We start from the raw sequence: 19,108 nt of genomic DNA on the forward strand, positions 1-19,108 counted from the left end.
TATATCATTAACTTTCCGCGACGCGAACCAAGGAGGCAGTTATGAAAAAGACAGGAACATCCGCAGCATGGGGCTTCACGCTGATAGAGCTTATGATAGTCGTTGCCATTATCGGCATTCTGGCGATGGTGGCGGTCCCCAAGTTCGCGGATCTCATCAACAAATCAAAGGAAGGCGCGACCAAGGGCAGCCTCGGCGCCGTCCGCGCCGCGCTGACGGTGTATTACGGCGACCAGGAGGGCCAGTATCCGGTTGACAACTTGGCCTCCCTGACCACAAACGCCAAATACCTGGACAGCATACCGCAGTCCAAGACGCCGCCCATGCATACCGACAGCAGTGCGGTGAATGCGACCGGCTCCGCTACCAATGTTTCCGATGCCAACGGCTGGGCCTACAACAACATGCGTACCGAGACAGGGGCGTTCAGCTGGGGCACGTTGCTTGTCAACTGCTCGCATACCAACAGCAAGGGCGAGCGTTGGACCGCCATCGGACTGTAACAGTCTCAGGATTGAGAAACAGCCCCGCTTGCGCGGGGCTGTTTTTTTTGTGCGGGCTGCCGCCGGATTTCGGTATAATATAGCCATGGAATACTTCATAAGCGCATGCGTCGGGTTGGGGATAGGCAGTTTTCTGAACGTCTGCATTCACAGAATGCCCAGGGAGCAATCCGTGGTGAAACCGCGCTCGCGCTGTCCGGCCTGCGGCGCGCAAATCCGCTGGTACGACAATATCCCGCTGCTGAGCTTTGCGCTGCTGCGCGCGAAATGCAGGGACTGCAAGGCTCCCATCTCCTGGCGCTACCCGCTGGTGGAGGCGATATGCGGCGCAGCCACCGTGACGTTCATGCACCGCCACATGAGTTCCCCGCCGTGGCTGGCGGTAAGCCTGGTTGCGGTTTACGCGATAATCGCGCTTTCCTTCATAGATATTGACGAGATGATTATCCCGGACGAACTTTCGCTGGGAATGGCGGCTTTGGGGCTTGTCTTTTTCTGGGCCAATCCCAATTTCCACGGCGCGGTATGGCAGAAATTTTTGCAATCGCTGGGCGGGGCGGCCTGCGGCTTCGGGCTGATGTGGGCGATAGCGGCGGCGGGGGAGATGATTTTCAAAAAAGAGGCCATGGGCGGCGGCGATATCAAGCTGATGGCCGGGCTTGGCGCGCTGCTGGGCTGGCAGGGGGTTTTCTCCACGCTTATGATAGGCTCTTTTCTGGGCGCGTTGTGGGGGCTGGCGCTGCTGCTTTCAAAACGGCTGGGAAGGGAGCAGCCCATTCCCTTCGGCCCGTTTCTGGGGCTGGCTGGGATTGTCAATCTCTACAGCCTTGTGCCGCTGTCTGCATTTATAATCGGAGCCAACGGATGAAAAAAAACTCCCGCGAGCGCGAGGAGTTCCTGGCCCTGGCGTTTTATTACGCCATGAAGGCGCACGAATCCCAGTTCCGCAAAAGCACCGGCAGGCCGTATATAGAGCATCCTGTGCGCGCGGCGGCGATTTTGCTGGAGATGGGCGTCTCGGAGCGGCTGGTGGCGGCGGGTTTTCTGCACGACACTCTGGAGGACACCCGCGCTTCGTTGGATGAGATTCAGCGTTTTTTCGGTCCCGCCGTGGCCGGCTACGTGAAAGCCGTTACCGAGGATAAATCGCTTGACTGGGAAACCCGCAAAGCCCGCACCATAAAACATCTGGCAAAAGCGGACAGGGATGTGCTGCTGCTCTCGCTGGCCGACAAGCTGGACAATATCCGCTCCATCGCGCAGGACCACAGCCATTGCGGAGACGAGATATGGCGCAGATTCGTGCGCCCGAAGGAAAAGCAGGAATGGTATTACCGCTCGCTGGCGCGGGTATTTGCAAAACGGCTTCCCAAACTGCCGCAAGGCGCGGAATTTGACAGCCTTGTTAAAACCGTCTTTGGACAACCGCTTTGCTCCCCGCGGTGAATTTTCGGAACAGCGCGTTTCCCGCAGCCGGGCAGCGGAATTCTGCGGCAATCGGCGGGACACTCCCTCGCAAAACTTTCCTTGACGCGCCGGGCGGGTGATTTTCCGGCAGAAACAAGTTACGGTTTCCGGCGGAATTGTTTGATTTCCGAGCGGAGTTTTTTGTTTTCCAGCCGGCGCAGCTTTGAGGCGCGGGTGGGTTTTGTGGATATTCTGCCGCGCGGAGGGCGCAGCGCGCGCGCTATCAGCCCGCGCAGGCGGGCGCGGGCGGCGCGGCGGTTCTGCTCCTGTGTCCGGTATTCGGAGGCGGATATTATTATGTCGCCGCCGGCGGCGAGCCTGTTTCCCGCCAAAATGGCAATCCGCTCCGCCGCCTCGCGCGGCAGCCCCGACAGCGCCGGCGAAAAGCGCAACTGCACCGCAGTGGCGGTTTTGTTGACATTCTGTCCGCCATGCCCGCCGCTTCTTATGAATTTCTCCTCCACACAGCCCGGAGGGAGAAAAAAGTCCTCTTGTGCCATCAGATTATGCTAGCAAAATGCGCGGGCGCTTCTCATTGAACCCGGATTGTGCAATAGACAGCGGGGACCGGGACGGTGGATGGCGGGGACAGTTCGACGTAAAATTTCTCGCTGATAGCCGCAGCTATCGGCGAGAAATTTTACACGGAAATGTCCCGCCAGTCGCCGTCTAATCCCGCTACTCTATTGCACAATCCGGGCTGAAGCGCCCGCGCGCGATTGAGCCTTTCCGCCTTACGCCGGCTTGTCGGCGCCGGGGGACTTTTTCTCGTCGCTGGCGGACTTGTCGCCGTCTTCAGTGTCAGAGGCCGGCGCAGGCTCCGCCTGCTCGCCGTTGTCGGACGCCGGCGGCGCTGAAATATCCGTTCGCGTGTCCGCGCCATCGGCATTGCCGCTGCCGGGTGCGGGGTTGTCTCTGTCCGGTCCGGGTTGCGGCCGGGCGGGCGCGGCGGCGCCTTTGTCCGCGTCGTTGTTAATGCCGGTATTGACGGCGGCAGGCGGTATGGCCTGGGGAGGCGCATTGATAGTCGTTACCGGCCCGGAGGCAGGCGCGGATGCGGGGACGGAGGCCTCTTTGGCGGCGTCTTTTTTCCTGTCCGCGCGCAGTTCCCGGCGCAAAGCATTTTCCCTGGCGTTGAGCCGCCTGCGGTCTTTTTCCGAGATGCCGCCGTACTGCCTGGCCCCGTCCGCGCTCTCGTGCTTGCGGATGGCGGCTTCCTTCGCTTTGAGCTTGGCGGCTTCTTCCTTTGTTATCCGGCTTTCCCTGACGGCGTGGTTGATGGCGGCGTTTTCATTATGCGTCCGGCGGTTAACCTCGGTGTGGCGGGGATGTTCCCTGTTCCAGACGGGATGCGCGGCGGCATGTCCGTGATGCGGGGGCATGGCATGAATGCGGCCCTGAGCGGGACCAGCTGTCGCCGTGCCGCTGCTGGTATGTACGCCAGTCCTGTTTACATTTGAAACCGGGGCGGAATGCTTTTCCTTGTTCATTTCCCTGTGGATGCGTTCCTGCCGCAAGTGCCTCTGTTCCCGCATCTCGGCGCGGATGGCCTCGTGCCGTTCATGGCGGCGGGTGCGCTGCTCCGCCATTCTTTCGGCAAACTGGCGTTTTCTGGCTTCCGCGTCCGCCGCCGTCTGCCGGGGGCGCTGATGCTGCCGGTTCGCCTGGCGGACGGCCTGAGGCCTGCGCTGTTGCTGCTTGCTGGAATTGTCCTGCTGCGCCGCGGCCAGCGCCGCCGATAATACAATTGCGGCTGCCGCTGCCATTATAAAACTTTTCATATTCCCTCCGGTTTTGGCCCTTCATTCTTTAGACGCCGTGGCGCGCGCCAAAGTTCCATGCAAAAATGCTATTCTGCCACTATGACTCTGGCGACGAAAATATCGTATGCGCTGATGGCCTCGTTGCTGCTGGCGCTGGTGGTCTTCCACATGGGCCATGTGCTGCTGGCGGCGCTGTTTGCCTTCATGCTGACCGGGGCGGCGTTCAAACTGCTGAAACCCTATTTCTCCCCCGGCATGGCGCGCAGGATTGCGGTTGCCGTGTTTTTCGTGCTGTTGATAGTGGTGTCTTTCGTTTTTCTGCGTTTTGTCAAAACGACACTGGTAACGTTGCCCACCATAATGGCGCGCGCGCTGCCGCAGGTTACCGCCATCGCCCAGACATACGGAGTGGACCTGCCGTTTGAGGATGTGCAGGGCCTGCAGGAACTTATACACAGCAAAATGATGGGCAACGCGCTGGCGATAACAAAGATGAGCACCTCCGCCACGCGGGAGATTTTCCATATATTCATCGGCATAGTGGCGGCGGCGCTGTTTTTCATGAGCGGCAAGGCGCCGGAGTACAAGAACAACCTGTTTGATGCCGTCCGCGCCGAAACCAACAAGCGCATCCGCAAATTCATGGCCAGCTTTGAAAAAGTGTTCGGCGCGCAGATAGTCATATCCGCCATCAACACCGCGCTGACCGCGCTGTTTATCTATTTCATAGGAATGCCGCATGTGATTTTCCTGGCGACAATGACCTTTACAATAGGAATAATGCCCATAGTCGGAAACCTGGTAACCAACACCGTCATAGTGATAACCGCGCTGGGCATGTCGCTCCACGCAGCGCTGTTTGCTCTCGTGTTCCTGGTCAGCATCCACAAGCTGGAGTATTTCCTCAACAGCCGCATCATAGGCTCCAACATAGATATGCCGATGTGGCAGATGCTGATGGCGATATTCGTAGGCGATGTCATGCTGGGCATACCCGGCATAATGCTGGCTCCGGCGATACTGCATTACGTCAAAAGCGAGCTTCAGGCCATACCGGTAAACAGGGAACAGGCCTGATGGCTTGGCAGGAAGGCCCAAAATCCATAGAATTGAAGAATGAATCACAAAGACACGCTTACCTGGAAGGACATTCACGAAATTCCCTCGCTGCTTGACGGTTTTTCCCGCTCCGCGCCCCGCGCGCTGGAGGGGAGCATACTCAAATCCGACGACAATTCGGTTTATCTTATAGGCAGGGGCAGTTCCGGCAACGCCACCCTGTTTGCGAAATACATATGGGAGGCTTATGCCGGCGTGCGCGCGGATTTTGCGCATCCGCATGCGATATTCGAGGCGCGCAAGCCGCTGGATTTTTCAGGCAAGGCGGTGTGGGCTTTTTCCCAGTCCGGGCAGAGCACGGATATAATTGAATGCCTGCGCCGGCTAAAAGGCTGGGGCGCGCGCGGCGTGGCCGTTACCAACGAGCCGGACAATTCAGTCAACAAGCTGGCCGCGCTGGCGGAGCGGCATATACTGCTGTCCTCCTCGCGGGAGACGGTGGTGGCCGCCACCAAGAGCTTTTCGCTGCAACTGTGGCTGTGCCTGTGGGCGGCCAGCCTGTGGTCGGGCTGTTTCAGCGAGGGGGATTTCTCCGCCGCGACGGCGCGGATTGCGCGTATGCTGGAAAACGAGGACAGCATGGATTTCGGCTGGCTGGACGATTTGCGCTCCGCTCCGGCGGCTGCTTTCGTGGGCAGGGGGCCGTTTTATGCGGTGGCGGCGGACGCCGCGCTTAAATTCCGCGAAATGGCGCAGACCCACGTCAGCGCCTATTCCGCGGCGGAATTCCTGCACGGCCCCATAGGCGCGCACGGCAGCAGGGATATGGTGGCGCTGCTGTCTCCGTCGCGCAAGCTGCCGGATGATCTGGAAAAAGTGCGCGACGCGCTGTCGGAGCGGGGGACTGTGTTCAAAATCCTTTCCGCCGATGGCGCAAACGCGCCTTTTGACGCGCTTGCGCTGGATACGGAGCTTAAGCTGGCGGCGGTCCGTTTAGCCGTCGTAAAGAACCTGGACCCCGACAGGCCCCGGGGCCTTAAAAAAGTTACGCCGACTATTTGACGGCTCTCCCCCGGTCTTTGGCCTGCGCGGACGCGGCGGGATGCTTCCCGGCAAAAGAGTGTGAACGGATTCTTATGAGCTTGCTGCTGTGATACCGTTTTGTCTGCTGTGCGGCTTTTTGGTTCTGCTGGCGGCGGTTTCCGCGCCGCTGGCGGCCTTTGCGGAATACGCCGCCGCGCGCGCGCAATGCTGCCGCGATAAAACCTCCAAAATAAACACGGTGGCGGTTGTGGTGCTGGCGGGATTCGCCTTCTGCCTGATATATCTTTACACCGCAAATCAGGCGGCCCCCTTCAATACCTTCCTGTTCCCCCAGGAAGCGCAGTTCAGCGATTATTTTGACATAACCACCTGGCATCCCCCGCGCTTCTATTATTTCCCGTTCGGCTTCGCCGTGGTGGACCTGTTTGTTGCCATCCAGAAGGATACAGGGCTTATGTATTTCCTGGTTATCTTCATGTCCTTTTTCGTGTTGTATTCATGGCAGTATCTGAAAGACGGCGATACGGCGGGCGGAATCCGGAATGTGATAATACTCTCCTTTTTTACCTTTCCGTTCCTGTTCGTGATGGACAGGGCCAATTTTGAGACTTTCGTCTACATGTTTCTGGCGCTGTTTTTATGGTTTTACCGCAAGAACAACACAATGCTCGCCGCGGTTTTTCTGGGCTGCGCCATAGCCATGAAGCTGTTCCCGGCGGTGTTTCTGGTTCTGTTTCTGGCCGACAGGAAATACAGGGAGGCCGCCCTGGCTGCCGCCATGGTGCCGGCGCTGTGGCTGCTTTCGCTGCTTACCGTGCCGACTTTTCAAGGACAGGTTACCGCAAGCCTTGCCAGAATGCTGCGCGAACAGCCGATTTACGTGCTTGACATGATAATAGGCGACGGCGGGCTTGATTTCGGCCATTCGTTTTTCGGGATGCTGAAAACGCTGCTGCAATACGCGGGGCTTAACAGCTATGCGATGTCCGCGTCGCTGATGAAGCCGTACGCGATTTTCTGCCTGGAGTTTTTCGCCATGGCAGCCGTTTTCGTGATATGGCGGGAAAAAACGCTGTGGAAAAGGGTTGCTCTGCTGGTGTTATCCATGAACGCCCTGCCTTTCGTGTCCGCGGATTACAAGCTGATTCACTTTTTTCTGCCGATGTACCTTTATTTCACCGACGACAGCGAGGATAAGGCATCCCCCGCCTATGCCGTCCTGTTCGGGCTGCTGCTTGTGCCCAAACGCTACTATTTTTCGGATATCAAATTATACGGCGGCAATCTGATAGACCCGGTTCTGATGCTGGTCATGGCCCTGCTTATAATGTGCGCCGGCGGCGCGCCCTGGGGCCTGCGCGCGCGGCTGCGCGCTGCCGCGCTGGCTGTTGTGGCCGGCATCGCGCTGCTGCTGTGTGTTCCCGCGCCGGCGGCGAAACTGCTGGACAGGGTGTTCCCGCCGCCGGGACCGGATTCGGTGAGCATCAGGGGCGCGGACCTCAAACATGCCCTGCTAATCAGCGGCTGGGGGGAAATGCAGAACGACAAGCTCTGGATGCGCCGCGTCGCCAGGGCGCAGTTTATGACCGGCCCCAGGGGGCAGATGACCATGCTGGCGCAGACGCCGGATGCGCTGGTTCCGTGCAACGCGACTTTTTTCATAAACGAGCGGCAGATAGGCGTTTTCCCCATAGCCCGGCCCGGATACGTGCGCGTGCAGGCGCGAAATATACCGCCCGGACGGCTGGTAATACTCACCATCAGCCTGGACAAGGTTATTGACGTAACCACTGCTGGGCGGCGCAAGCAGCTTGGCCTGCTCGTGCACAACATAGAATTTTTTTGATAGACTTTCGCCATGCTGCTTGGGCTGGACGTTAAGGATTTTGCCGTTATAGAGGGGGTGTCCCTCCCCTTTGGCGCGGGGCTTACCGTTTTTACAGGGGAGACGGGCGCGGGCAAATCGCTGGTCGTGGAGGCGCTGGGATTCGCGCTGGGCGAGCGCGCCGGCGTAGACTGGATACGCCCCGGCGCCCGGAAAATGGAGGCGGAGGCGCGTTTTTCCTCCGCTTCTCTGGATGACGCCGCGCGCGGGCGGTTCGCGGTAACAGGGGATTTCTTCGCGGTCCGCAGAGAGCTTGACCAGCGCGGCAGAAGCAGGGCTTTTATAAACGGGCATCCGGTTTCCGTCTCCGAACTGTGCGCTTATTGCGACGGGCTGGTGGATTTCCACGGCCAGCACGAGCATCAGACCCTTGCCAGAAACGCCGCCCAACTGGAACTGCTGGACCGCTTCGCCTCAAATTCCGCTTTGCTGGATAAAACCCGGGACGCCTGGCGCCGCCGCCAGGCCGCGCTGGCCCGGCTGGAAGCCTCGCGCCTCTCGCGCGAGGAAAAGGAAAGGCTGCTGGACCTCTACGGTTTCCAGCTTTCCGAGATAGACAAGGCCGCCCTGCGCCCCGGCGAGGAGGCCGAAATAGAAGCCGCGCTTCCCCGCCTTAAAAATGCGGACAGGCTGCGCGCCCTTTCCTCCTCCGCGCACGAGTTGCTTTATTCCGGCGAGGCCGCCGCCGTGGAAAGGCTGGGCGCGGCGGCCAGGGCCGCGCAGGAGCTGGCCGCGCTGGACGTCTCGCTTGGCCGCCCGGCGGAGCTTATAGCGCAGGCGCAGTCCGCCATAGAGGAGGCCGCGGGTGAGCTTGCCGCCCTGCGCGACGGCCCCGACGCCGACCCCGGCCTGCTGGACGAACTGCTCTCCCGCCAGGATAAAATTTCCCGGACAATCAAGAAATACGGCGGCTCAGCGGAGGCCGCGCTTGCGCTGGCGCAGACGCTGAAGGCCAAAATCGCCGACCTGGAAGATTCGGACGAACGCGAGGAAGAGCTTAAAAAAACCGCCGCCGATGCGGAAAAAGAATTGTCCGCGCTGTGCGCGCAGTTGCACGAGAAACGTTTTGCCGCGGCTAAAAAGCTCTCCGCGCTGGTGCTGTCGGAAATAGCGCCGCTGGGTTTTGGCGAGGTCAGATTCTCCGTTTCGGTTGAGATGGATGAAAGCTCCCCCGGCCCCGCGGGCGCCGACAGGGCGGAATTCCTGTTTTCACCCAATGCCGGACAGCCGGCCAGGCCGCTCAAAAACATAGCCTCCGGCGGTGAAATGTCGCGCGTGATGCTGGGCATAAAAGCCGCCCTCTCCGGCGCAGACAGGGTGGAGACGCTGGTTTTTGACGAAGTGGACGCCGGCGTGGGCGGCGTGGTGGGGCGGCTGGTGGGCGAAAAGATGCGCCGCATCTCCGAATCGCGGCAGGTGCTGTGCGTAACTCATCTGCCGCAGGTGGCCGCGTGGGCGGACGCGCATTTCGCCGTATCCAAGACCGAATCGCGCGGGCGGACCGTGGTTGCGGCCAGCGCCGTGGAAGGCCCGGCCCGCGCCGCCGAAATCGCCAGAATGCTGGGCGGCAGCAGCCAGGCCAGCCAGGCCGGACTCAAGCACGCCAAAGAACTTTTAAGGGAATGCGCCGGGTAGAATTCGCTTCAGGCAAAAGAAACGCAAAGCCCCGCTTCAGGCGGGGCTTTGCGTTTCCGGGATAATAGACTTGTCCCCCAATAGCATTTACGGCATAAATTTCGGTTTTTGGCCCGCAGCTTCGCGGTGTTCGGCTTGCACACGCCCGTCGGTAGTGTGCGCGCCTCACACCGCTGCGCTGCGGGCCAAAACCCTGTATTTCTGCCATAAAGCCTATTAGGGGACAAGTCTAATCATTTGGCAGGGCAGTCGTCGGCGTCCTGAAGGTAATGCGTTCCGGGCGAATCAAGCTGGCTTAACAGAATGCCGTAAAGTTTCGCGCCAAACCACGTGCCGTCTTCCTGCCGGATTTTAATCATGGCCGACGCGGTCGGGCCGGGGGCGGCGACGCACATCTGTCCGTCGTCTATGCTGGCGTCTATCCACGTGTCGGCCTTAAGACGTTTTTTTGCGGCGGCAATCATGACGGGGTCCGCAGCCAGGTCTTCCGGCGCGACGCGATAGACCCGTATAGTCCGGCGGACCTGAAAAGCGCCTTCTTTCGCATGCACCTGAGCCAGAACCGCGGTTTGGCCCATGTAATCCGCCGAACCGGGTTTCTGCACCCTGAAAACCACCGAGGCTGTAAATTCCTTCCGTGCCATTTCCGTTACTTTCGCTATGGCCTCGTCGTTGCTCATGGCGTTGGCGCCCGCCGCAACGCACAGCAGCGAGGCAACCAGTGTAAATTTCATCATAATGCCCTCCTTGAAAATACCGTTTGTCATTACAGATATTGTCCAAAGTATGCAGCTACCCGCGCATGGGCCAAAAGTCCCACTGCGGACGCTGCGCTCTATTTGAAGGTTTTGCCGGAGGCTTTTATGGCGGCCAGCGTTTTTTCGGGAGTAAAAGGCGGCTCCCAAAGCCGCGCGCCGGTGGCGTCGCAGACGGCGTTGGCTATGGCGGGCAGGGGGCCGTTGATTCCTATCTCGGAAACCGATTTCGCGCCGAAGGGGCCGTCCGGCTCGTAATTGGGCAGCAGTATGGTGCGCAAGGGCGGCGCGTCATGCGAGGAATACATCCGGTAGCCCCTGAAACCGGGGTTCTTCACCGCGCCGGAGCGGGAAAACTCCAACTCCTCAAAAAGCGCGTAGGACAGGCCGTTTAACACCGCGCCGTCGTTTTGCCCCTCGGCCAGCGCGGGATTGATGGCGGTGCCGCATTCCACGGCGGCGACGTAATCCAGTATCTTTATCTCGCCGGTGCGGGTGTCCACCTCCAGCTCCGTAAAATGAGCCGAGAACGGCGGCGGCGACGATTGCGCCGTATGCGAGGCCGACGCTATTATCTGATGCTGGTCCCTGTAATAAAGCGAGGTGTTGGCCACCTCGGAAAGCGGGCAGCCAAGCCCGGATTTGGCGACGACCCTGCCGCCCTCCAGCCGCAGGTTTTCCGGCTTCTCATGCAGGATGCCGGCGGCGACGTCCAGAATCATGTCGCGCACCTTCTCGGCTGTTTTCTTGACGGCGTTGCCCGAGATGAAAGTGGTGGACGAGGCGTATGCGCCCACGTCAAAGGGCGTCAGGTCCGTGTCGGAGGAGTGGACTATCATGTCGCTGTGGCGCACGCCCAGCACCTCGGCGGCGATTTGCGCCATTATGGTGTCGGAGCCGGTTCCCAGGTCCGTCGCGCCCAGTATGAGGTTGAAGGATCCGTCGTCGTTCATCTTGATGGTGGCCGAGGCCATGTCCACTTCCGGTATGCCCGACCCCTGCATCATGCACGCGCAGCCCAGCCCGCGCCTGAGGGGGCCGGACTGGTTTTTGTAGCGCTTTTTCTTGTCATACCAGCCTATTGCCTTGATTCCGGCGGCGATGCACTGCTCCATCCCGCAGGATTTCATCACCTGTTCCACGCCCTCGCGCCCCTCGCCCATCGCCTTGAATATGGGCGAGCCTTCCCCCTGCCGGATATAGTTTTTAAGCCGCAGTTCCACCGGGTCCATGCCGATGGCGGCAGCCATTATGTCCATCTGCGATTCTAGCGCGAAATACGCCTGTGTCGCGCCGTAGCCCCTGTAGGCGCCGCACACCGGCAGGTTTGTATAGGCGGTGCGCCCGGTGAATTTGTTGTTTTTCGCCTGGTAAAACGGCAGCGTGTGCGAGCCGGCGCACATCATCACCGTCATCGCGTGCGCGCCGTAGCCGCCGTTGCCCAGCGCGACCGAAAGCTGCAAATCGGTTATCGTCCCGTCTTTCCGCACGCCGGATTTGACGCGCATTATCCCCGGATGCCGCGTCCGCGAGGAAACAAACACCTCTTTGCGCGACAGTTCCAGCTTCACCGGGCGTTTTGCCGCCAGCGCCAGCGCGGCGGCGGCCTGCTCCAGGAAAATCTCCTGCTTGGAGCCAAAGCCGCCCCCGATGCGCGGCTTGATGACGCGGATGTTTTTGACCGCAATGCCCAGCGCGCGCGCCACTATGCGCCGCACATGGAACGGCACCTGCGTGGACGTGCGCAGCACCAGCCGCCCGTTGCCGTCAAAATAGGCGATTACGGTATGCGGCTCCAGCGCGCAGTGCTGGGCGTACTGGGTCTTATAGACATGCTCGGCCACGAAATCGGCCTCCGCAAACCATTCGCCTTGCTTTACTTCCAAATCGTAGCTGGCGCAGATGTTGCGTCCGGCGTCGGGGATGTTTTTTGAATCGTCCTCGTCGTGGATTACCGGCGCGCCCTCCGCCATGGCCTCTTCTATGCCGAAGACGGGCCTGAGAATTTCGTACTCCACCTTTATTTTGGAAAGGGCCTCTTCCGCGATTTCCGCGGTTTCCGCCGCCGCGGCGGCCACGCGGTCGCCCACAAAGCGCATTTTGTCGTCAAATATCAGCGTGTCGTAGGGCGACGGCTCCGGGAAGCCCTGCCCCGCCGTGGTGTGCCGTATGCGCGGCACGTTTTTGTGGCAGAGGACGGCGAACACGCCGGGCGTTTTCTCCGCCGCGGAAGTATCAATGCTCTCTATGCGCGCGTGGGCGTGCGGGCTGTAGAGGATTTTGCCCGCCAGCATATGCGGCGGGTTCCAGTCGTCCGCGAATTCCGCGGCGCCGCAGGCCAGCCCCAGCGCGTCCAGCTTGACCGCCCGCGTGTTTACAATCGCAAAGCCCGTTTTCTCAGCCATTACAGCCAAAGCATACCAAAAAAACACGGCTATTGCATTTCCTTCGCGAAGTAGTATAATAATCCTGACAGACAGGAGGACGAGGCTGTAAAATGCAGCCGCCGGACGATAAGAGACAGCATATACCGCAGCAAAAACCGGCGCCGGAAAAGGGCCCCGGCGAAGAGTCGTCTGCCGTTTCTCCGTCTAAATCCCCATCGGGCGACAGTGTTGAAGACATCAAACTCCGTCTCGCCGAAACCGAAAAAAGGCTCGCCGCGGAAAAGGAAAAATCTCTCATAGCTGATGTTCGCGCCAAGCAGGAGGAGGCTTTCGCCGCCAAGGTGGAGGCTTCCCTGAAGGACATTCAGCAGAAAATCCAGCGCGACAAGCGCGAGCGCGAGATAGAAGAAGAGCGCGCCCAGCTCCGCGAAAAAGTGCGCGAGCTTGACAGCCGCCTGATGTCCGAGCGCGAATCGTGGGCGCATGTGCTGCGCAGCCAGCTGCAGCAGCCCGCGCCCCAGCGGCCCGAGCCGGCCCCCTCGCCCGACAGCGCGATTTTATCCCGTCTTGAAAAGCTGGAGCAGAAGTGGAGCGGCGGCGCGCCGCATCCCGCCCAGCAGGATTTGCCCGCACGGCTGGGCCAGCTTGAAGAAGGCCTTGCCGCCGCGCAGCGCGACAAGCAGGCTCTTGTAAGCGAGCTGGCCCAGACCCGCGCCGCCTTCCTTGAACAGATTTCGCAGCTGATGTCCCGGATGCGCGACGATACCGCCCGCGTCTCCCCGGCGCAGCAGCCTGCCTCGGTTATAGCGTATCCGCCGTATCCTCCTTTCGGCTATCAGCAGGCGGCGCCTCAGGCGCAGCCCGTGCCCGCGCAGGCGGCTCCCGCTCCCGCCGCGGATGATAACAGCCGCCAGCAGATGCTGGAGGCGCAGCGGACCGCGCAGGAGCGCCTGGCCGCGCTGGAGATTGCCGAGCAGGACAAGCTGCGCGCCATCAACGGCCTGATGCGCCTCAAAAGCGCTCTTATAAAGATGAAGGCCGTCAACGTCGCGCTGGACAGGGAACTAAAGCAGCTTCTCGCTGACAAGGAGCGTTTTGAAACCGCCGCGCGCGAAAGCGACGCCCTGGCCAAAAAGCTCCAGGTGGAAAAGGAAGCCGACAGCGCCGCCGCCCGCCTTACCGCCGCGCTGGCGCAGAAACTTAAAGAGGATTTGGACTCCCAGAACGTCAACGCCGATTATCTCAAGCGCCGCATGGAGGAAAAGAACATCCAGATACAGACGCTTGAAAGTGAAATGCGCCGCGTCCAGCGCGAGCAGCAGGATAAAACCGAGGAGTTCGCCGCCCTGCTGTCCACCCGCGCGCGCGAGTACCAGAATCAGTTTGAAGAGCTGGAAAAACAGATTTCCGATTACAAGGACCAGATAGCCGGGGTGTCGCAGAAACTCTCGGACGAGCAGACACTCCGCCAGGAACTGGAGAAAGCCCTGGTCGCCGCCAACGTCGCCGCCCAGAAAACCGAAGAGGAAATGCAGGCCGCGCTGGACCAGAACACCCTGCTGGATAAGGCCAAGGCCAATATCGCGGCGGACAAGGCGCGCCTTGCCCAGGAATTCCAGCAGACGCAGGCCGAAAAGGCCGAGCTTACCTTCAAGATGTTCAAGGCGCAGCAGCAGTCGCAGGAGCTGTTCAGGCAGACGCAGGTTCTCAACCAGATGCTGGCCCAGATGAACGACAAGGCCGCGCATGACGCCCGGTATATGGAGGAACTGAGGGCCATGATAGAACAGTTCCGCCGGCGCGAGCAGGCGGTCGTAACCGCCAACAGCCAGCTGCGCGCAATGCTTTCCGACGAAATAGACAAGGCTGCCGTGATGGAATCCGGACTAAAGGGAATTCTGATGCGCGAGGTTGCCGCCGCGGCGGAGCTCAAGCGCCGGCTGGATCGCTACGACGCCATCGCCAAGACCGCCATAAGCCGGCTGAAGTGGACGCTTTTCGGCAAGGGCTGACCCCCCCGTTTTATGCCCAGAGCCCTGAAATATATTATTTTAGCCGCCACTGCGGCGGCGCTGCTGTCCAACCGCTCGTTCCGCAAAATGGCCGGCAATTATTCCGAAATGCGCCGCCTCAAATCGCAGGAGACGCGTCTTGACGCAGAGCGCGCCAGCCTCAATGCCGAGAAGGCGCGGCTGCTGAATGTCTCGGACGATTATGTGGAGCGGCTGGCCCGCAAGGACCTCAACCTCGTCCGCAAGGGCGAGATGGAGTTCCGCTTCGTCCCGCCGGCGCATTAACGACATGCTCATCAAACAGCTAAAGCTCGGCCTGATGGCCAATTTCAGCTATATCGTCGCGGAAAAGGAAGGCGGCGATTGCGTCCTGATAGACCCTTCCTGGGATATAAAGGCCATACTCGCCGCGGCGGAGGCGGCCAGTCTCAGCATCAAGGCCGCTTTTCTGACTCACGGCCACTTTGACCATTCAAAACGGATAGACGCGCTGCTTAAAACAACTCCGGTTTATGTGGAGGAAAGCGACCTCTCTTTCCTGGAAGCCGACGGAAAACTTTTCAGGACATTCAGGGGCGACTCGGTTTTTTCGCCGGCGGGCTTTGAAATCCGCGCTCTTCACACTCCGGGCCACAGCCCCGGCTGCGTCTGCTATCTGGTTGGCGGCAATCTCTTCACCGGCGACACGCTTTTCGCGGGCGCGGTAGGCCGGGTTGACCTGCCCGGCTCGGATCCGCGGCTGATGGGGGAGAGCCTGCGCAGACTCGCCCGCCTCCCGCCGGAGACCGCCGTCTACCCCGGCCACGCCTACGGCGAAACCGACTCCTCCACCATCGGCGAGCAGCTGCGCGAAAACATTTACATGCAGAACGCCGCGCGATGAGCCGCTTTGCATTGGTCACCGATTTTGACGGCACGGTTACCACCCGGGATGTGGGGGATTTTATTTGCCTCCGTTTCGGGGTTGCGACGGCGGAGGATATAGAGCTTTCATACGCCGCCGGCGTCTGCGTGCAGGACTGGGTGAAAAAATTCTTCGGCAGGCTGCGGCGCGGCCCGGACGAGGTGCGCAGCCTCGTCCTGGGAAAAATCAGGATGCGGGCGGGTTTTGCGGAGGCTGCGCGCCTGTTGGCGCAAAACGGCGCGCCGGTTGAAATAACCAGCGGCGGGCTGGATATTTACATCAAGCCGCTGCTGGAGAAATGGGGCGCGCCGGATATTAAATTGTTTTGCGGCGCGGCGCGTTACGGCAAAAACGGCTACCGTGTCCGCTATCCCTGGAAAATGAAGCTGGACGATTTGAAGGCTTCCCGCGTGCGGTTTCACCGGCGGCGGGGGAGGAAAGTGATATTCTGCGGCGACGCGGCGTCGGATTTCAGGGCCGCCCGCGCCGCCGATATTGTGTTCGCGCGCGGCAGGCTGCTGGAAATGTGCCGCGCCGCAGGGGTGAAAGCCGCGCCGCTGGAGAGTTTTTCGGCTGTGGCGGAGGCTGCCGGGCTTGTCCGGCGGGATGGTTCGGGGCGGCGGGCCCAAACCGGCGCGCGGTGCCAAAGCCGCGGAAAAACCGCGAAGGCGGGCGCGCGCTGATATGCACCCGTATCTGTTTTCAATCGGCGATTTCCGGCTGGCCTCCTACGGCGCGTTCGCGGCGGCGGGATACCTGGCCGCGATGGTGTACGCGCGCTATAACGCGCGCCGCGCCGGGTTTGATCTGAATGTGCTGTGGGATTTGTTTGCCGCGCTGATAGCCGGCGCGCTGCTGGGCGGCAAAATCGCCTACGTCGCGCTGTTGTGGAACAGCTTTCCCGGCGAGGGATTGTCAAGGATGTGGGCCGTGCTGCGGGATTTCAGGAATGGTTTCGTGTTTTTGGGCGGGTTTGCGGGGGGCGCCGCTGCGGGATACTGGTTTTCCCGGCGCGCTAAATTCTCCTTTTGGGCGGCGGCGGACATGCTGGCCCCCGCAATCGCGCTGGGACACGCGATAGGGCGCATAGGCTGCTTCATGGCGGGCTGCTGCCATGGCTCGCCGTCGCATTTCCTGGCGGTGCGGTTCACCGACCCTGATTGCCTTGTGTCTAATAATCTGCTGGGCGTGCCGCTGCATCCGGCGCAGCTTTACGAGTCCGCCGGCAATTTCGCGTTGTTTGCGATATTGCATACAATATATCCGAAGCGGCGCGGCGAAGGCGCGGTGTTTGCCGCCTACTGCGCGGGGTATTCGGTTCTCCGTTTCTGTTTGGAATTCCTGCGCGGCGACGAGCGCGGGGGGGGGGCAATGGGGTTGTCTCCGTCGCAGATAGGTGCGCTGTTTGTGCTTGCGCTGTGCGCTGTTTATTATGCGAGGAGACATGCAAAAACTTGATATCGTATTTTCCGGCGGGGCGATGCGGCTGGACGCTTTTCTGGCCCGCGCGCTGGACGGCTGCCCGCGCGTCCTGTGCAAGGAACTGGTCAAATCCGGCGCGGTGCTGGTCAACGGGAAACCGGCAAAGCCGTCTTACATGCTCTGCGGCGGCGACGCGGTGGTGGCCGAGCTTGCCGCGCCAAAGCCGGACGCCGCGCGTTTTCGGGCCATGATACTCAGCGAGGACCGCCATATAACCGCGATTTCAAAGCCCGCGGGGCTGCTGGCGCATCCGCTGTCCCCGGCGTGGGAATCCTCGCCGGATCTGGCGTTTTCTGGCGAGGTTACGCTGGCCGCGCTTATCCTGTCCGCTTATCCGAAGCTGCCGCAGGACGGGGTCAGCCGCGCCGGGCTGGTGCATCGCCTTGATCGCGAAACCAGCGGCGTGATGCTTATCGCCAAGACCGTGCCGGCGCAGGAGAATCTGCTGGCCCAGTTCCGGCACCGCGAAACAGAAAAAACATATTTGTGCATAGCCAGAGGCGCTGTTAAAGACGATGCCGGGGTGATAGACGTTCCCATAGGCCGCATAACCGGAGGCAAGCTCAAGGCCTCGCATATCGGCAGGGACGCCGTAACCGAATACCGCGTTCTGGAAAGGAAAACCGGAAAGACGCTTCTGGAGCTGCGCCCCCGCACCGGGCGCACCAATCAGCTGCGCGTGCATATGGCCTGGCTGGGCCATCCCGTCATGGGTGATAACGCCTACGGCAAGGACAACGCCGCGCCCCGGCTGATGCTGCATTCCCGGAGCATAGAATTCGCCCATCCCCATACCGGACGAAAAACGCTGGCGAAAGCCCCCGTGCCGCAGGATTTCGAGGCTTACTGGCGCGCCGACTGAAGCTGGCAATTTTGTCCCTTTCCGTAAACCTGAATGTTTCAGTCGGTTGCGGGACCGGGGCGAAAAAGCGAGAAACAATGCCGGGCAAAATTATCCGCGCGCGCCTCGCTGCGTGAAAGGATAATTTTTTGTGAAGGCGGCATGAGGCGGTTTTTTCAAAATCCCGCAATCCAGTTGAAGCATTCAGGTAAAAACAGAAACCCCGCATCGCGGGGTTTTTCAAATGGCGGGACAGACTGTATAATATCAAGAACTTTTACCGCAGTTTTTTTATGGTGAACACCCACACCTGTCCGGTAAAAGAACAGGGGGGAATCCTTCGTTTGGTAAAATTGTTTTGCTAAAGAACACTTTTACCGACAGAGGATTCCCTTGGCTTATTCTACCACAATCCTGAATCAGTTGTTGAATCTTCTACGGGGACATGATTTTGAAAATGCCGTCTCCGCCTGTTGCGCGGACCGCTATGTGAAGTATTTCAACACATGGCAGCAGCTTATCGTGTTGCTTTACGCTCAGGCTTCCGGCAAGGACAGTCTCCGCGCCATTCAAAACGGCCTCTCGACTCATCCTCAGCAGCTTTACCACCTCGGACTTTCTCAGCCCGTCGCCAAATCCACTCTCGCCGACGCCAACGCCCGCTGCCCCTATCGCGTCTTTGAAACGCTGTTTTACAGCTTGCTTAAGCGCTGCTCCGCCCTTGCGCCGCAGCATGGCTTCCGCTTTAAAAACAGGCTTGTTTCGCTTGATGCCACCACTATCGAGCTTTGCCTCTCCGCCTTCCCCTGGGCTAAGTATAAAACGCTCAAGGGCGCGTTGAAACTGCACTGCTCGCTGGACCATCGCGGCAATATCCCCGACTTCGTTGTCATAACGGATGGCAAACACTATGAAACAACTGTCGCAAGAGCCGCTTTCCCTATTGTGCCGGACAGCATATATTGCTTTGACCGGGGCTATACCGATTTCATCTGGTATCAACGGATACAGGACAAGGGCGCTTTCTTTGTTACGAGGGCCAAAGACAACCTCAAATACGCAATAGCCGGACAGCAGTCCGTTCTATCGGGCAAGGGTGTGATATCGGGCACGGAAATCACGCCGCAAGACCCTCAGACCAAGCGCGATTATCCCGGCACGTTGAGGCTGATAGAATACTACGACGAGGAAAATGACAGACTATTCCGGTTTTTGACCAACAATTTCGCGCTGGCAGCCTCAACAATTGTAAAGTTGCAACCAAAAATGACCCATTAGTTGCAACGAAAATTGACCCGCCCTTAATGCATTTTTAACACATTTCCGCTGGTCTGTAAACCTTTGCCAGCCTTTCCTTTTTCTCCTGCTTCC

Annotated in this window: 18 protein-coding genes; 14 read left to right on the forward strand and 4 right to left on the reverse strand. The window is 59.9% G+C overall.

The features are described 5' to 3' along the window. The first annotated feature begins 41 nt into the window (after positions 1-41). The 3 genes from WC421_08695 (at position 42) to WC421_08705 (ending at position 1,949) form a co-directional block, all read left to right on the forward strand. Positions 42-503, forward strand: a complete 462-nt coding sequence (locus WC421_08695) for a prepilin-type N-terminal cleavage/methylation domain-containing protein (protein MFA5162310.1) — start codon at positions 42-44, stop codon at positions 501-503. Positions 504-588: 85 nt separating this feature from the next. Beyond that, positions 589-1,371, forward strand: coding sequence for a prepilin peptidase (locus WC421_08700; GenBank protein ID MFA5162311.1), 783 nt, complete (start codon positions 589-591; stop codon positions 1,369-1,371). Further along, positions 1,368-1,949 carry an HD domain-containing protein gene (locus tag WC421_08705; GenBank protein MFA5162312.1) on the forward strand — a complete coding sequence of 194 codons (582 nt, stop codon included), beginning with the start codon at positions 1,368-1,370 and terminating at the stop codon, positions 1,947-1,949. The genes WC421_08700 and WC421_08705 overlap by 4 nt, the downstream gene beginning before the upstream one ends. Positions 1,950-2,068: 119 nt before the next feature. On the opposite strand, the gene arfB is transcribed toward WC421_08705, so the two are convergent. Further along, positions 2,069-2,473 (reverse strand): alternative ribosome rescue aminoacyl-tRNA hydrolase ArfB, encoded by a 405-nt coding sequence (gene arfB / locus WC421_08710; GenBank protein ID MFA5162313.1) that lies wholly within the window; start codon positions 2,471-2,473, stop codon positions 2,069-2,071. Between the two features lie 231 nt (positions 2,474-2,704). Further along, on the reverse strand, positions 2,705-3,751 hold the full coding sequence (locus WC421_08715) for a hypothetical protein (protein MFA5162314.1): 1,047 nt from the start codon (positions 3,749-3,751) through the stop codon (positions 2,705-2,707). 81 nt (positions 3,752-3,832) lie between these two features. On the opposite strand from WC421_08715, the gene WC421_08720 reads away from it, so the two are divergent. The 4 genes from WC421_08720 to recN all read left to right on the forward strand — a co-directional run bounded on the left by WC421_08720 (position 3,833) and on the right by recN (position 9,356). Next, entirely contained in the window at positions 3,833-4,810 is a 978-nt protein-coding gene (locus tag WC421_08720) for an AI-2E family transporter (GenBank protein ID MFA5162315.1), read from the forward strand. Positions 4,811-4,849: 39 nt separating this feature from the next. After that, positions 4,850-5,854, forward strand: a complete 1,005-nt coding sequence (locus WC421_08725; GenBank protein ID MFA5162316.1) for an SIS domain-containing protein — start codon at positions 4,850-4,852, stop codon at positions 5,852-5,854. A gap of 88 nt (positions 5,855-5,942) precedes the next feature. Beyond that, positions 5,943-7,682 carry a glycosyltransferase family 87 protein gene (locus WC421_08730; protein ID MFA5162317.1) on the forward strand — a complete coding sequence of 580 codons (1,740 nt, stop codon included), beginning with the start codon at positions 5,943-5,945 and terminating at the stop codon, positions 7,680-7,682. A gap of 12 nt (positions 7,683-7,694) precedes the next feature. After that, positions 7,695-9,356 (forward strand): DNA repair protein RecN, encoded by a 1,662-nt coding sequence (gene recN, locus WC421_08735; GenBank protein ID MFA5162318.1) that lies wholly within the window; start codon positions 7,695-7,697, stop codon positions 9,354-9,356. A 233-nt stretch (positions 9,357-9,589) separates the two neighbouring features. On the opposite strand, the gene WC421_08740 is transcribed toward recN, so the two are convergent. Beyond that, positions 9,590-10,093 carry a hypothetical protein gene (locus tag WC421_08740; protein MFA5162319.1) on the reverse strand — a complete coding sequence of 168 codons (504 nt, stop codon included), beginning with the start codon at positions 10,091-10,093 and terminating at the stop codon, positions 9,590-9,592. Between the two features lie 98 nt (positions 10,094-10,191). Beyond that, positions 10,192-12,516 carry a molybdopterin cofactor-binding domain-containing protein gene (locus tag WC421_08745; GenBank protein MFA5162320.1) on the reverse strand — a complete coding sequence of 775 codons (2,325 nt, stop codon included), beginning with the start codon at positions 12,514-12,516 and terminating at the stop codon, positions 10,192-10,194. A gap of 92 nt (positions 12,517-12,608) precedes the next feature. Here WC421_08745 and WC421_08750 point away from each other — a divergent pair, with 92 nt between their 5' ends. The 7 genes from WC421_08750 (at position 12,609) to WC421_08780 (ending at position 19,015) form a co-directional block, all read left to right on the forward strand. Then, positions 12,609-14,510 (forward strand): hypothetical protein, encoded by a 1,902-nt coding sequence (locus WC421_08750; GenBank protein MFA5162321.1) that lies wholly within the window; start codon positions 12,609-12,611, stop codon positions 14,508-14,510. Positions 14,511-14,522: 12 nt separating this feature from the next. Beyond that, on the forward strand, positions 14,523-14,795 hold the full coding sequence (locus WC421_08755; protein ID MFA5162322.1) for a septum formation initiator family protein: 273 nt from the start codon (positions 14,523-14,525) through the stop codon (positions 14,793-14,795). Positions 14,796-14,799: 4 nt separating this feature from the next. Next, complete coding sequence (locus tag WC421_08760; GenBank protein ID MFA5162323.1) at positions 14,800-15,393, forward strand: MBL fold metallo-hydrolase; 594 nt, start codon at positions 14,800-14,802, stop codon at positions 15,391-15,393. Next, entirely contained in the window at positions 15,390-16,097 is a 708-nt protein-coding gene (locus WC421_08765) for an HAD-IB family phosphatase (protein ID MFA5162324.1), read from the forward strand. The genes WC421_08760 and WC421_08765 overlap by 4 nt, the downstream gene beginning before the upstream one ends. Position 16,098: 1 nt before the next feature. Further along, the gene (lgt, locus tag WC421_08770) at positions 16,099-16,872 is read left to right on the forward strand and encodes a prolipoprotein diacylglyceryl transferase (GenBank protein MFA5162325.1); all 774 of its coding nucleotides are present in this window, start codon (positions 16,099-16,101) and stop codon (positions 16,870-16,872) included. Continuing rightward, on the forward strand, positions 16,859-17,758 hold the full coding sequence (locus WC421_08775) for an RluA family pseudouridine synthase (GenBank protein MFA5162326.1): 900 nt from the start codon (positions 16,859-16,861) through the stop codon (positions 17,756-17,758). The genes lgt and WC421_08775 overlap by 14 nt, the downstream gene beginning before the upstream one ends. A 372-nt stretch (positions 17,759-18,130) precedes the next feature. Next, positions 18,131-19,015 (forward strand): IS4 family transposase, encoded by an 885-nt coding sequence (locus WC421_08780; protein MFA5162327.1) that lies wholly within the window; start codon positions 18,131-18,133, stop codon positions 19,013-19,015. Positions 19,016-19,108 lie beyond the last annotated feature (93 nt).

The sequence above is a fragment of the Elusimicrobiales bacterium genome (assembly GCA_041651175.1).
Lineage (GTDB): Bacteria > Elusimicrobiota > Elusimicrobia > Elusimicrobiales > Elusimicrobiaceae > JAQTYB01.

What these genes read in the sequence shown, in the direction of transcription:
- WC421_08775 (MFA5162326.1), top strand. Translation starts at nt 16,859, where the DNA reads ATGCAAAAACTTGATATCGTATTTTCCGGCGGGGCGATGCGGCTGGAC.
- WC421_08760 (MFA5162323.1), top strand. Translation starts at nt 14,800, where the DNA reads ATGCTCATCAAACAGCTAAAGCTCGGCCTGATGGCCAATTTCAGCTAT.
- WC421_08720 (MFA5162315.1), top strand. Translation starts at nt 3,833, where the DNA reads ATGACTCTGGCGACGAAAATATCGTATGCGCTGATGGCCTCGTTGCTG.
- WC421_08695 (MFA5162310.1), top strand. Translation starts at nt 42, where the DNA reads ATGAAAAAGACAGGAACATCCGCAGCATGGGGCTTCACGCTGATAGAG.
- lgt (MFA5162325.1), top strand. Translation starts at nt 16,099, where the DNA reads ATGCACCCGTATCTGTTTTCAATCGGCGATTTCCGGCTGGCCTCCTAC.
- recN (MFA5162318.1), top strand. Translation starts at nt 7,695, where the DNA reads ATGCTGCTTGGGCTGGACGTTAAGGATTTTGCCGTTATAGAGGGGGTG.
- WC421_08700 (MFA5162311.1), top strand. Translation starts at nt 589, where the DNA reads ATGGAATACTTCATAAGCGCATGCGTCGGGTTGGGGATAGGCAGTTTT.
- WC421_08765 (MFA5162324.1), top strand. Translation starts at nt 15,390, where the DNA reads ATGAGCCGCTTTGCATTGGTCACCGATTTTGACGGCACGGTTACCACC.
- WC421_08705 (MFA5162312.1), top strand. Translation starts at nt 1,368, where the DNA reads ATGAAAAAAAACTCCCGCGAGCGCGAGGAGTTCCTGGCCCTGGCGTTT.
- WC421_08725 (MFA5162316.1), top strand. Translation starts at nt 4,850, where the DNA reads ATGAATCACAAAGACACGCTTACCTGGAAGGACATTCACGAAATTCCC.
- WC421_08740 (MFA5162319.1), bottom strand. Translation starts at nt 10,093, where the DNA reads ATGATGAAATTTACACTGGTTGCCTCGCTGCTGTGCGTTGCGGCGGGC.
- WC421_08750 (MFA5162321.1), top strand. Translation starts at nt 12,609, where the DNA reads ATGCAGCCGCCGGACGATAAGAGACAGCATATACCGCAGCAAAAACCG.
- WC421_08755 (MFA5162322.1), top strand. Translation starts at nt 14,523, where the DNA reads ATGCCCAGAGCCCTGAAATATATTATTTTAGCCGCCACTGCGGCGGCG.
- WC421_08715 (MFA5162314.1), bottom strand. Translation starts at nt 3,751, where the DNA reads ATGAAAAGTTTTATAATGGCAGCGGCAGCCGCAATTGTATTATCGGCG.
- WC421_08745 (MFA5162320.1), bottom strand. Translation starts at nt 12,516, where the DNA reads ATGGCTGAGAAAACGGGCTTTGCGATTGTAAACACGCGGGCGGTCAAG.